Origin of the sequence: Nonomuraea sp. NPDC059023, from assembly GCF_042740095.1 — a bacterium.
In the GTDB taxonomy this organism is placed as follows: domain Bacteria; phylum Actinomycetota; class Actinomycetes; order Streptosporangiales; family Streptosporangiaceae; genus Nonomuraea.
The window spans coordinates 181719-195870 of the sequence record NZ_JBHYIO010000002.1 but is presented as its reverse complement, the minus strand read 5'-3'; the positions used below and the strand labels follow the sequence as shown (position 1 = coordinate 195870).

The following is a 14152-nucleotide window of genomic DNA, read 5'->3' as shown; positions in this document are numbered from 1 at the left end:
TCACATGTCGGGCGGCAGATCATGACAATCCACCCAGTTGTCGCAGGTGGGCTCGGGCTCCCCGCCGGACGGGGGCGAGCTGGGCTTCTGGGTGGGCGCCTGGGTGGGCTTGGCGGACGGCAGGGCCGACGGCTTGCCCGACGGTTTCGCGGACGGCCTGGCGCTCGGCTTCGCACTCGGTTTGCTGCTCGGCTTCGCACTCGGTTTCGCACTCGGCTTGGCCGACGGTTTCGCACTCGGCCGGGCGCTCGGCTTCGTGGAGGGCTTAGCGCTCGGCTGGGCTGGGGGTTTGGTGGTCGGCTCGCGCGCGCCGGCCGTGGGCTCGGCGCTCGGCTCCCGTGCGGGCCCGCTCGTCCCGGGCTCCTCGGGGGTACGGCTCGGCAGCGGCGTGAAGACCACCTCCCCCGGCACCTCCATGAGACTGACCTCGGGCGTGGCCACGGCGGGCCGCTCGTCCGGATCGCCCCCGCTCAGTCCGAGCCAGGCGCCGAGCCCCGCCAGCACCACCATCCCGGCGGCGACGGGCACCACGGCCCGCATCCTGAGGTGCCCGCGCCCCGGCCAGTCGTCCAGCACATCGGGCTCCGGCTCCCCCGGCCACCGGGTACGCGGCCGGCTCTCCCACACATCCGACCCCGACCCACCCTGCTCCCCACCCCCGGACCAGGACGCGCCCCGGTCATCGGACCCGGCGCCGGACCACGACGTGTCGGACCGCGCAGTGCCGGACTGCGAACGGTCGGACTGCGAACGGTCGGACTGCGAAGTGCCGGGCCACGGAGCGTCGGGCCGTGGGGCGTCGGACCCGGCCTCTGATCGGGGTGTGTCTCGTCGGCCGAGAGCGTTGGAGCGTGAAGTGTCGGGTCCCGATGTGTCCTGTCGGGCTGACGGGGTCTGGTGGCCGGGGTCGGGGTCGGGCCAGGGTGGGGTCTGGGGGCCGGGGTCGGCGTCGCGGTGCCGGCCGGCGTCGTACGGGTGTGTCATCGTCTTTGACTCCCCATAACGCGAAAAATCGGCAAAAAGGGGCCCGGGGCCGCCAAGCCCCGGGCCAGGGTCCGGTTAGAAGAACGTGTTCTCCGGCTCCGGCAGGTCGAGCAGCGCCGGACCGCGGAAGGCCGTCCTGTCCTGCGGCACGTCCGCCAGCGGGCTGCCGACCACGAACGGCACCCGCACCTGGCTCTTGGCCAGGTCCACGGTGACCTTCGCTCCGGTGCCCGCCTCACCGCTGTAGTCGGCGTCGGTGCCGGCGATCACCAGGCCGATCCGGTGACCCTTCTTGAACGTGTAGTCGTGGGGCAGCGTGTCCCACGCCACCTTCACCGACGTTCCGGGCGGCACCGGCTGCGAGACCAGCGACGAGTCGCGGTTCTGCACGTCGATCCAGCCGCGGGCGACGATCTCAAGCGGGCGCGTGGCCACGTTGGTGATCGTCTTCTTGTAGCAGGCGTCGTCCTGGGCCGTGCTCTCGCCGTGGCAGCTCTCCTCGGTCAGCGTGGTGATGCCGAGGCCGCGCCGCCAGTCGACGCGGGTGTCCTCGCCGAAGTCGACGAGCAGGGCGGTCAGGTTCGAGGTGGACTTGTCGAGCGACACCCGCAGGTCCACGTTCGGCGTACCGGACAGACGCATGTTGAGCGGGAGCTCGCCGGTGGTGAAGGCGACCCGGCCCGGGTGCGGGGTGCCGACGTCGGCGACCATCTGCTCCTCGCTCAGCCTGGTGTCGGTGAACGTCGCCGTCGTGCCGCGCCTGGCTGGCTTCAGGCCGAGCGAGCCGTCGGCGCCGGGCCGCAGGCTCACCTGGGCGGCGTTCGGCGCCGGCCAGTCGCGCTGGGTGATCCACTCGGTGGGCGAGAGCTGGACGTCGGCCCTGGGCTCGTTCATGATCCCGTTGCGTACGTCGTGCAGCCAGTAGTCGAACCAGCGGTGCAACGTGTCCACCCACAGGTCGCGGCGGCCCTCGAAGTCGAACGGGTCGACGTGCTGGTAGTGGCCGACCCAGATCTTGCGCGGGACGTTCCGCTCGGCCAGCTTCTTCCACCAGATGGAGAAGTTGTCCGGCTTCACGTTGAGGTCGTTGCTGGTGTGGGCGACGAAGACGCTCGCCTTGACCTTGGACACGTCGCCCTGCAGCCCGGCGATGTAGTCGCGCAGGGCCCAGAACGCGTTGTAGTTGCCCGTGGCGTCGCCGTCGTCGGCGTCCATCCTGTCGCGTACGGCCTTGCACTTCGGCTCGGGATCGGTGTCCACGTAGTTGGCCAGCCAGGAGGCGTAGTCGTAGTTGTAGACCACCCCGTTGGAGCGCTGGTACTTGTACCACGAGCTGATGGCCGAGATCGGGACGATGGTCTTGAGCCCGTCGACGCCGGTGGCCGCGACGGCGTTGGCCAGCGTGCCGTCGTACGACTTGCCGATCATCGCGGACTTGCCGTTCGTCCAGTCGGCGAGGGCGGGGCTGCCGTCGGCGCGGTAGGCCTTGGCGCGGCCGTTCAGCCAGTCGATGACGGCCTTGCCGCCGAGCACGTCGGCCCGCCCGCCGATGTCGGGGCAGCCGTCGGAGCGGGTGGTGCCGAGCATGTCGACGTTCAGTACGGCGTAGCCGCGCGGCACGAAGTAGTTGTCGTAGAAGAGGGGGAACTTGACCACGTTCCCGGCGGCGTCGTAAACCTTCCGCTCGCCCTCGTTGCCTCGCCCGGAATTGTCGTAGTAGGGGCTCTCATCGATGATGACCGGAACCTTCAGCCCCGGGCCGGACTCCTTGGGCCGGATGATGTCCACCCGTACCCGGTCGAGCCTGCGGTCCCCGTCGCTGTCGAGCGGCGCCTCGACGTAGACGTGCTCGCGTACGGCGTCGGCGTAGGAGAAGACCGGCTGGGTCCGGCCGTTCGCCACGGTGACGGCCGGATCGGCCGTGGCCTGGGCGGGGGTGGCGAGCGCCAGGGTGACGGCGATCGCGGCGATGGCTGGGGATAATTGTGGCACGCGTGTCCTCCGTGACTATTGACGAAAAACATCCGCAATGTGTCACGAACCCCCAACCTGATCAACCCCCCACCTGCCGCCATTACCGGACAAACGATCAAAAGCCAATCGATAACGGTGCGTTCTACCGTCTGGCCCATGCTGAGAATCACGAAGGCCGCCGCGGTCGCCGCCCTCCTCACCGCCGGACTGTCCATGGTCGGCAACGCTCCGGTTTCGGCCGCGTCGGCCGCCGGGCCGTACAAGTTCATCAACTTCGGCAGCAACCACTGCCTCGACAGCAACAAGGCCGGCGACGTCTACTCCATCGCGTGCAACTCCAAGGACTACCAGCGCTGGTACATCGAGCCGGGCATCAGGCCGGGCTGGTACTTCCTGAAGAACAAGGCGACCGGGCGGTTCCTGGAGTTCCGGCACACCGGTTCCAACGGGGTCATCACCCAGCCGTACGCCTCCAAGCTGGTCAACCAGAACTGGTACATCGAGAACAACACCATCCGCAGCGCGACGGACAAGGAGACGCTCTACGACGAGAAGAGCGGTAAGGACGTCCGGGCGACGAGGGGCAGCGTGAACCCGTCCGGCTACGGGAAGTGGACCCAGGACTAGCTGATGGACCGAGGCCCGGACGGGAACGCGATCCCGTCCGGGCCTCTCACGTGCCCCGCGAAGCATCGAAAGCGGATCAAAAGCCGAGTACTTTACCGTCCGGCGCGTCAGGTGAACATCAGCGACGTGCGAGGACGACATGAGCTCAGGTTTACGCCGGTCGGCGGCGGTACTGGCCGCCGTGGCGGCCGTGTGGTGGGGACATCCGGCGGCCGCCGCCGGGCCGGGAGAGCCGCCGGAGCCCCCGGCGATGGGGTCGCCGGAGGAGCGGGTACGGCCGGACGAGTCCGGGACCGCCCAGGCCACCGGCCGGCGCGTGGAGGTGATCGGCGAGCGCACCGAGACCGGCAGGCTGTTCGCCAACCCCGACGGCACGTTCACCCGGGAGCAGCACGCCTCTCCCATCCAGGTACGCACCGCCGCCGGCTGGGTGCCGATCGACACCACGCTCGTGGCCCGCCCCGACGGGACGGTCGCGCCCCGTGCGGCCGCCGTCGACCTGGCCTTCTCCGGCGGCGGCAGCACCGTCCCGCTGGCCAGGATCGGGCGCGACGGCGGCTCGCTGGCGCTCGGCTGGCCGCGCCCGCTGCCCGCGCCGGTGCTGGACGGCTCCACGGCCGTCTACCCCGAGGTCCTGCCGGGCGTGGACCTCAAGGTCACCGCGAACGCCACCGGCTTCTCCGAGGTGCTGGTCGTCAAGACGCGCGCGGCCGCCGCCCAGGAGGCGCTGCGCCGGATCACGCTCACCACCTCCGCCCAGGGCCTGTCCGTCAGCACGGACGCGGCGGGGAACGTCGACGCCCGCGACGCCGGCGGCGAGGTCGTGGTGCACGCGCCCGCGCCCGAGATGTGGGACTCCTCCCAGGCCACCGGTGAGCCGGCCGACCTCCGGGCGCTGGCCGCCGGCACCGCGGTCGGCGGGCGGCGCCAGGTGATGCGGGTGGAGAAGACGGACGGCGGGCTGGTCCTGGTGCCCGACCAGGCGATGCTGAAGGACCCGGCGACCCGCTTCCCGGTCCACATCGACCCGTCGTACGGCGCGGCCAGGACCGCCTGGACCTACGTCTCCAAGCACTTCTCCGGCCAGTCGTACTGGAACTCCAGCGAGTCGGCGCCGTCCGGCTACTACAACGACCCGTCGTCCTTCCCCACGGTGGACACCAAGCGCTCGTTCTTCCGCATGGACACCGACAACGTCAACGGCAAGCACATCATCAAGGCGACGTTCCGCACGTGGGAGAACCACTCGTGGTCCTGTGACGGCCGCACCGTGGACCTGTGGCTGACCGGGGCCATCGACTCCGGGACGAAGTGGAGCGACCAGCCCACCTGGCACCGGCGCCTGGACAGCAAGGACGTCGCCAAGGGCTACAGCTCCAGCTGCCCGGACGGCGGCGTCGACTTCGACGCGACCTCGGCGGTCGTGGAGGCGGCCGGCAAGGACTGGGGCAACCTGACGCTGGGCCTGCGGGCCCGCGACGAGGGCGACACCAAGGGCTGGAAGCGGTTCAAGAACAACCCGACCCTGGAGATCACCTACAACACGGTCCCGTCGGCGCCGGACCAGATCGCGATGGTTCCCGACGTGGACTGCGCCACGGGCGCGGCGCGGCCGTACATCGGAGTGACGACGCCGACGCTGAAGGCGCGCGTGCGCGACGGCGACAACAGCGTGCGCGCCGACTTCGAGTGGTGGGCGCTCGACGGCACCGCGAAGATCGGCAGCTCGCAGACCTCGCAGTCGACCTCGGGTCTGGTACGGCAGGCCGCCATCCCGGCCGGCGCGCTGGTGGACGGCGGCACCTACAAGTGGCGGGTGCGCGCGGAGGACGGCGTGGACTCCAGCGGGTGGAGCCCGTGGTGCGAGTTCACGGTGGACACCACGCTGCCGCACGCGGTTCCCGGCGTTGGCTCGGGCGATTTCCCCGAGGACGCGTGGGGCGGCAGGCTCGGCGAGCCGGGAACGTTCCAGCTGACCTCGGGCGGCGTGGACGACGTGGCGGAGTACGTGTACGGCGTCAACGAGGACCCGCCGTCCACGCGGCTGCGCGTGGCCGCTCCCGGCGAGGGGGCGGCGGTGCGGATCACGCCCACGCGCTACGGGATCAACCGCTTCAGCGTCCGCACCGCCGACCGGGCGGGCAATCCGGGGCCGATCCGCACCTACGTCTTCTTCGCCCATCAGGGGACGGGCCCGTCCGGGCAGTGGGCACTGGACGAGGGCACGGGCGGCGAGCTGGCCGACGCCTCGGGCAACGGCCACCCGGCGGCGCTGTCGGGTGAGACCGCTTGGAGCGACGGCAGGAAGGGCAAGGCGGTCACTTTCACCACGGGCAAGGCGGCCACGAGCGGCCCGGTCCTGTCCGGCGGGAAGGGCTTCACGCTGGCGGCCTGGGTCCTGGCCACCGACAAGGCGACCAGGGCGGCGCTGCGGCAGGACGGCGTGAGCCTCGGCAGGGACGCCGGCGGCAAGTGGGCGTTCACCGCCGGAGCGGCCGTCACCTCGGCCCAGCCCGCGCTCCAGCGCGCCTGGACGCATCTCGCGGGCGTGTACGACCCGGTGACCGGCGAGCGGCGCCTCTACGTCGACGGCGTGCTGGCAGGAGCGGCCACGGCCGCGACGGTCCCCGCGCTCGCCGGGCCCCTGGAGATCGGACCGGCCTGGGCGGGCGCGGTCGACGAGGCCGGCGTCTGGCAGCGGGTGCTCGGCCAGGAGGAGATCGCCGCCCTGGCCGCCACGCGCCCGAAGCCGTCGGGACACTGGGCCTTCGACGAGGGCACAGGAGCCGTGACGGCCGACCTGTCCGGCAACGGGCGGCCCGCCACGCTCCGGGGCGCCACCGCGTGGGAGACCTCCAGGACCCCCGAGTCGGTCACCGCGCTGTCGCTCGACGCCGCCGGGCACGCGGCCACCGAGGGCCCGGCCCTGCGCACCGACCAGAGCTTCACCGTCTCGGCGTGGGCCAAGCCCGCCGACTCCCAGGGCGCCGGGACGGTGCTCAGCCAGGACGGCGCCCGCTCGACCGGCTTCGCCCTGCGGCACTCCGCGACGGGCTGGGCCTTCGCCACCACCGCCGCCGACGCCGACGCGGCCGCGGTCACCAAGGCCGTCTCGCTGCAGAAGCCCGCCGCCGGCGCGTGGGCGCACGTGAGCGCCGTCTACGACGCGCCCGCCAGGCAGCAGCGCCTGTACGTGGACGGGGAACTGGCCGGCACCGCCACCAGGACCACGGCCGGCTGGAACGCCACCGGCGCGCTCCGGATCGGCGGCGAACTCGGCACCGGCGGCTGGAAGGGCCTGATCGACGACGCGCGCGTCTGGCAGGAGATCGTGCCGGAGCACGAGTTGCGCGCGCTGGCCGAGCGCGGTCCCCGGCAGGCCGCGCACTGGAAGCTGGACGAGGGCCGCGGCGGCGCCGCGGGCGACAGCAGCGGCCGCGGCCACACCGCCACGCTGGCGGGCGGGGCGACCTGGAGCCGCGGGCCGACCGGAGCGGACGGCACCGCGTTGCTCCTGGACGGCGAGGACGACCGCGCGGTCACGACGGGCCCGGTCGCGCAGACCGACCGGAGCCTGACCGTCTCGGCCTGGGTCAGGCAGGACGACCAGGCGGGCCACAGAACCGTGCTGTGCCAGCAGGCGAACGCGTTGTGCGGCCTCTACCTGGCGTGGAGCGGCGACGACGGCGCGATGCGGATCATGAAACCCGCCTCCGACGTGACCGAGCCGGCCTCCTGGGGCGAGGCCCAGGCCAAGGGCGCGCCGGACCTCGGCGTCTGGACGCACTTCACCGGCGTCTACGACCACGCCGCCCGCCAGACCCGGATCTACGTCAACGGCGTGCTCAAGGGCAGCGCGGACGCGCCCGGCGCCTGGAAGGCCACCGGCCCGGTCAGCCTCGGCCGCACCTTCAAGAACGGCACCGCGTACAGCCACTTCCTCGGCGCCATCGCCGACGTCCGCATCTACCAGGGCGAGCTGAGCGACGACGAGGTCTTCCAGCTCGCCCACGACAGCTGACAGGAGTTCACGATGTCCCGACGTTCGCGTCTGGCCACCTTCTCCGCCGCGGTCGTCCTGCTGCTCACGCACTTCCACGCGCTCCCGGCCGCGGCCGGGGTCGCCGCCGCCGACCGGCGGCCGGGCGTGCAGCAGGAACGATCCGTCCCCGGCGAGAAGGTGCCGGTCAAGCAGTTACCCAAGGACCCCGCCATGCAGGCGGCGGTCACCACTTCTCCCCAGGTCACCTGGCCCTCCGGCACGGGCGACGCGCGCCTCGGCGCGGCCGGGCGGGCCCGTGCGGGCGCGCTGCCGGTGTGGGTCACCGCGCCGGGGGCCCAGCAGGCCACCGTGGAGGTGGCCGACCGCGCGACGACGCGGCGCGCGGGCGTCGACGGCCTTCTGATCAAGGTACGGCAGGCCGCCGCGGCCCGGATCGACCTGGACTACTCCGGGTTCCGGCACGCCTACGGCGGCGACTGGGCCGCCCGGCTGCGCGTGGTCGCCTACCCGGGCTGCTTCCTGACCACGCCCGAGCAGGAGGCCTGCCGTACCGGCACCTCGATTCCCACCCGGAACGACCCGGCCACCTCCACGCTCGCCGCGGACGTGGGGCCGGCGGCGAGGAGCGCCGACGGCGTGTTCGCGGTGACCGCCGCGACCGGCGGCAGCACGGGCAGCTACTCCGCCACGTCGCTGTCACCGTCGGCCATCTGGCAGGTCAGCGCGCAGACCGGCGACTTCACCTGGAACTATCCGCTGCGCATGCCGCCGTCCACCGGCGGGCCGGCGCCGCAGGTGGGTCTGTCGTACTCCTCCGGGGGCATCGACGGGCGGACGGCCTCGACCAACAACCAGCCGAGCTGGGCCGGGGAGGGCTTCGACTTCTGGCCCGGCTACATCGAGCGCAAGTACAAGTCGTGCGCCGACGACGGGGTGAAGCCGAAGACCGGCGACCAGTGCTGGTCGTCCAGCAACGCCACGATGGTGCTCAACGGCGGCGGCGGCGAGCTGGTGCGCGACGACGACACCGGCGCGTGGAAGCTGAAGAGCGACGACGGCTCGAAGATCGAGAAGCTGGACGGCGCGGCGAACGGCGACAACTCCGGCGAGCACTGGCGGGTGACGACGCTCGACGGCACCCAGTACCACTTCGGGCTCAACCGGCTGCCGGGCTGGAAGAGCGGCGACGAGGAGACGACCTCGACGTGGACGATGCCGGTCTTCGGCGACGACGCGGGCGAGCCGTGCCACGCCTCGACGTACGCCGCGTCGTGGTGCACGCAGGCCTGGCGGTGGAACCTCGACTACGTCGTGGACCCGAGCGGCAACGTGATCAGCTACTACTACGGCAAGGAGACCAACCGCTACGCCCGCAACCTCAAGACGGGCACGACCTACGACCGTTCCGGCTACCTCAAGCGCATCGACTACGGCGACCGCCACGGCGAGGTCTACAAGGGCAAGTCGCCGCTCCAGGTGGCCTTCACCACCGCCGGCCGCTGCGTGCCCGGCACCGCCTGCTCCACGGACCAGCCGAAGGACTGGCCGGACGTGCCGTGGGACCAGAAGTGCGCCGACGGCGACTGCCCGGAGAAGTACTCCCCCACGTTCTGGTCCACCAAGCGGCTGGCCAAGATCACGACCAGGGTGCTGGACGGCGCCGGCTACCGCGACGTGGAGTCGTGGACGCTGCGCCACGAGTTCCCCAAGCCGGGTGACGGCACCAGCCCCGCGCTCTGGCTGGAGTCGATCACGCACACCGGCGGCTCGTCGGCGATGCCGCCGGTCAACTTCGACGGCGCCCAGCTGATGAACAGGGTCGACGGGCTCGAAGGCCTGCCGCCGCTGTACAAGTACCGCGTCCAGACCGTGCACAACGAGACCGGCGGCCAGGTCAGCGTGACCTACAAGCCGGCCGAGTGCACGCGCGGCACGGTCCCGGCCAAGCCGGACCAGAACACCAAGCGCTGCTTCCCGCAGCAGTGGCTGGCGCCGGAGGGCGGCGAGCCGATCGAGAACGACTGGTTCCACAAGTACGTCGTCGCCCAGGTCGACCAGATCGACCGGACCGGCGGCTCGCCCGACCAGCGCACCACCTACGACTACCTGGGCACGCCGGCCTGGCACTACAACGAGGACGAGGACCTGGTCCCGGCCGAGCGCAAGACGTGGTCGGACTGGCGCGGCTACGAGCGGGTCCTGGTACGGCGCGGCCTGCCGGGCGAGCAGCGGTCGGAGTCGGAGTTCCTGTACTTCCGCGGCATGGACGGCGACCACCTCGAAGGCGGCGGCTCCCGCGACGTCTCGATCACCGACAGCGACGGCGTCAAGGTGGCCGACCACCGCGCCTACCGGGGCCAGATCCGCGAGGAGATCCAGCGCGACGGGCCCGGCGGGGCGGTCGTCAGCCGGACCGTCAACGGCCTGTGGAAGCGCGGCCCCACCGCCAAGCACGGCGGCCAGGAGGCCTACATCGTCCGCCAGGCCAGGGTCACCGGGCACTCGGCGCTGGCCGGGGGCGGTTTCCGGACCGTCGAGGTGGCCAAGGAGTTCGACGAATACGGGCTGGTGACCAAGACCGGCGACCTGGGCGAGGCCGGGGCGGGCGACGACCAGTGCGTACGCCACGAGTACACGCGCAACACCGCCAAGTGGATCATCAACAAGGTCGGCAGGATCCAGAGCGCCGCCGCGCCCTGCTCGGCCACCCCGGCGCCCGGCGACGTGCTCTCCGACGTGCGCACCACCTATGACACGCGTGGCCTGGTCACCAAGGTCGAGGAACTGTCCGGGTGGAACGCCGGGCAGCCCGCCTACACGACGACCTCCCGGGCCGTCTACGACGCCAACGGCCGGATGACCGAGTCCTACGACGCCCTGGGCAGGAAGTCGACCACGTCGTACACACCGGCGACCGGCGGCCCGCTGACCGGGGTCAGGACCGTCAACCCGCGCGGCCACACCGCGACCTCGGAGCTCGATCCCGGCTGGGGCCGGCCCACGGCCGAGATCGACGCCAACGAGCGGCGCACCGACCTGGTCTACGACGGGCTGGGCCGGCTGTCGAAGGTGTGGCTGCCGGGCCGTTCCAAGGCCGACGGCCACACGCCGACGGGCGAGTACTCCTACCTCGTCAGGACCAACGGCCCGGTCGTGGTGACCTCGACGTCGGTCAAGCCGGACGGCGGCAACGTCTCCTCCTTCGAGCTGTACGACGGCTTCCTGCGCCACCGCCAGAGCCAGGTGCCGGCGCCCGGCGCCGGACGGGCGCTGGCCGACACCGTCTACGACTCGCGCGGGCTGGTGGCCAAGCGCAACACCAGCTACTACAACGACCAGCCGCCGGGCACGGCGCTGCACCAGGCGGCCGACAACCAGGTTCCCGCCCAGACCGTGTTCGTGCGCGACGGCGCCGAGCGGACCACCGCGGAGGTCTTCAAGGTCAACGGCGCCGAGCGCTGGCGCACCTCCTACACCCACGGCGCCGACTGGACCACGACGACGCCCCCGTCGGGCGGCACCGCGACCGCCGCGCTCAGCGACGCCCGCGGCCGGGTGAGCGAGCTGCGCCAGTACGCCACCGGCACGCCCACCGGCGCCTACGACGCCACCAAGCACACCTACACGCCGGACGGCCTGCGGGAGAGCACCACCGACCCGGCGGGCAACGTCTGGCGCAACCACTACGACGTGCGCGACCGCCTGGTGAAGAACGAGGACCCCGACCGCGGGGCCACCGCCTACACCTATGACGCGGCCGGGCAGCTCCTCACCTCGACCGACGCCCGGGGGCGCACGCTCACCTACCGCTACGACGACCTCGGCCGCGCCACGAGCCTGTCGGAGGGTTCGGCCAAGCTCGCCGAGTGGGCCTACGACGCGCCGCTCAAGGGCCTTCCGTCCGGTTCTACCCGGTACGTCGGCGACGACGCGTATACCAGCACGATCACCGGCTACTCCCCGGCCAACAAGCCGACCGGGTCGAAGGTGACGATCCCGGCCTCCGAAGGGGCGCTGGCCGGCACCTACGAGTTCGGCATGAGCTACAACGGCGACGGGTCCATCTCCAAGATCCACTACCCGGCCGCGGGCGGGCTGCCCGCCGAGAGCGTGAGCCTCGGCTACGACGCGCTTGGGCTGCCGTCCACGCTGACCGGCGCGGCGCCGTACGTGAGCGAGACGCTCTACACCAAGTTCGCCGAGCCGATGCAGCACACGATGAACGCCGGCGGCAAGCCGGCGTGGCTCACCAACTACTACGAGGAGGGGACCCGCCGGCTGGAGCGCGCGCGGGTGGACAGGGACGACCCGGCCCCGCAGCTCGCGGACGTGGGCTACACCTACGACCAGATGGGCAACGTGCTGCGTCTCGGCGACGCGGTGTCGCGGGACACGCAGTGCTTCGAGTACGACCATCTGCGCCGGCTCACCCAGGCGTGGACGGCCGCCGACCAGTGCGCCGCCGCTCCGTCGAACGCCACGGTCGGGGGGCCGCAGCCGTACTGGGACTCCTACACCTACGACACGGTCGGAAACCGCCTCACCCAGGTCAAGCACTCGCCCGCGGGCGACACCACCAGCACCTACACCCAGCCCGCGCCGGGACAGCCGCGCCCGCACACGCTCAGCAAGGTCGTCACCAGCGGCCCGGCAGGAGAGCGCCTGGACACCTACTCCTACGACGCCGCGGGCAACATGACCACGCGCGTGCTCGCGGGCGAGGAGCAGACGCTGGAGTGGGACGCGGAAGGCAGGCTGGCCAAGTCCACGAAGGCCGGCAAGGCGACCACGTTCGTCTACGACGCCGACGGCGACCGGCTCCTCAAGCACGAGCCCGGGACCAGCACGCTCTCGCTCGGACTGATGGAGCTGAACCTCGACAAGTCCGACGGCAAGGTCAGCGCGCTGCGCTACTACGGGCTCGGCGGCGCCGTGGCCGTACGCGACTCCGGCGGCAAGGTCACCTACCTGACCGGCGACCACCAGGGCACCGCCCAGATGGCCGTGGACGCCACCACGCTGCAGGCCACGCGGCGCACGTTCACCCCGTTCGGCGAGCCGCGCGGCCAGGCGCCGTCGGCCTGGCCCGACCGCAAGGGCTTCGTCGGCGGTGACATCGACGCCTCGACCGGGTTCACCCATCTGGGGGCGCGCGAGTACGACCCGTCGGCGGGCCGCTTCATCTCCGACGACCCGATCTCCGACACCGGCGACCCGCAGCAGCTCCACGGGTACGCCTACGCCAACAACAGCCCGGCCACGTTCAACGACGCCTCGGGCCTGATGTACGACATCGGCGGCGGCGGTGGAGGCGGCGGTGGCGGCGGCTCGTCCACCTCCTCTTCCTCTTCGTCTTCGTCGGGCAACAACAACGGCGGCCCCTCGAAGGACCAGATCGACCAGGCGATGGCGACGAAGAACAAGAGCTTCGTCGACGTGGTGGTCGAGGCCGGCGCCGAGATCCTCCTGGATCTGCTCGGCGTGAACGACATCATCAACTGCGTCGGCGGCGACATCGGCTCCTGCGTCAGCATGGTGATCGGCTTCCTGCCGTGGGGCAAGATCTTCTCGGTCGGGGCCGATGTGGCCAAGGGCGTCGTCAGAGTGGCCAAGGGCTTCGTGAAGTGGCAGGACGACCTGAAGGCCGCCGACGACGTCCTGAGACAGGCGGACGAGGCGGCGGCCGCGGCGGCCAAGAAGGGCGACGACGCCGCCTCCGGCACCTCCAAACAGGCCGACGACGCCGCGGAGACCGCCTCCTCGAAGGGCGATCCACCCGCGAAGAAGAAGACCGAGGATCCGGGAGGATCATCGAGCGGGGGGTCGTGTTCGAGCTTCACGCCCGACACCCCCGTGCTCATGGGCGACGGCTCCCGCCGCCGCATCGACCAGGTGCGGATCGGCGACAAGGTCACGGCCACCGATCCCGAGACCGGCAGGACACGGCCCAGGACCGTGGTGGCCACCATCATCAGCGACGGGCGCAAGGACCTGGTCGAGGTCGGCGTCGGCGACGGGACGATCGTGGCCACGGCCAACCACCCCTTCTGGGACGAGGGCGCGAAGGAGTGGGTGCGCGCCGATCGGCTGCGTCCCGGCACGGTCCTGCGCGACGAGGACGGCGGCACGGTGACGGTCGGTTCCGTGCGGGCGTTCACGCGGCCGCAGAAGGTGCGCAACCTGACGGTGGCGACCGACCACACGTACTACGTGGCGGGCGGGGACGAAGACGTCCTGGTCCACAACAGGAACTTCCAGCAGAATCTCGTGTGCGGGGTCCGTGCCCAGACCGACCGGCGCAAGATGGCGGAGAACCGGGCGGCGCTGGCCCGCACACCGGTGATCCAGCCCCAGGTGTCGACCACCGGGTTGCATCAGATCCCGGCGTTCGCCCGCAAGACGCAGGGAGCACCGCCGCTGGTCAAGCTGCACGACCACGTGACGAAGCAGCTGGGACAGGATCCGGTGAAGTTCGCCTCGAAGCTCGAAGACAAGGTGGAAAAGGCGGAGAAGTATCTCGGCATCCTGAGCAGGTTCGGTGAGCTTTTCGGGTGAAAGGATGCT

Annotated in this window: 5 protein-coding genes; 3 read left to right on the top strand and 2 right to left on the bottom strand. The window is 71.5% G+C overall.

What is annotated here, in order from left to right:
* Together ACFWYW_RS04275 and ACFWYW_RS04270 are read right to left on the bottom strand one after the other, a co-directional pair.
* The gene (locus tag ACFWYW_RS04275; protein ID WP_379609600.1) at positions 1 to 627 is read right to left on the bottom strand and encodes a hypothetical protein; all 627 of its coding nucleotides are present in this window, start codon (positions 625 to 627) and stop codon (positions 1 to 3) included.
* Between the two features lie 432 nt (positions 628 to 1059).
* On the bottom strand, positions 1060 to 2976 hold the full coding sequence (locus ACFWYW_RS04270) for a Xaa-Pro dipeptidyl-peptidase (protein ID WP_379609599.1): 1917 nt from the start codon (positions 2974 to 2976) through the stop codon (positions 1060 to 1062).
* A gap of 138 nt (positions 2977 to 3114) precedes the next feature.
* Between ACFWYW_RS04270 and ACFWYW_RS04265 the strand changes: the two genes are divergently transcribed.
* The 3 genes from ACFWYW_RS04265 (at position 3115) to ACFWYW_RS04255 (ending at position 14143) form a co-directional block, all read left to right on the top strand.
* Positions 3115 to 3585 (top strand): RICIN domain-containing protein, encoded by a 471-nt coding sequence (locus ACFWYW_RS04265; RefSeq protein ID WP_379609598.1) that lies wholly within the window; start codon positions 3115 to 3117, stop codon positions 3583 to 3585.
* 139 nt (positions 3586 to 3724) lie between these two features.
* Positions 3725 to 7606, top strand: a complete 3882-nt coding sequence (locus tag ACFWYW_RS04260; RefSeq protein WP_379609597.1) for a LamG domain-containing protein — start codon at positions 3725 to 3727, stop codon at positions 7604 to 7606.
* Positions 7607 to 7618: 12 nt separating this feature from the next.
* Positions 7619 to 14143: a polymorphic toxin-type HINT domain-containing protein gene (locus tag ACFWYW_RS04255; protein WP_379609596.1), complete on the top strand. Its 6525-nt coding sequence runs from the start codon at positions 7619 to 7621 to the stop codon at positions 14141 to 14143.
* Positions 14144 to 14152 lie beyond the last annotated feature (9 nt).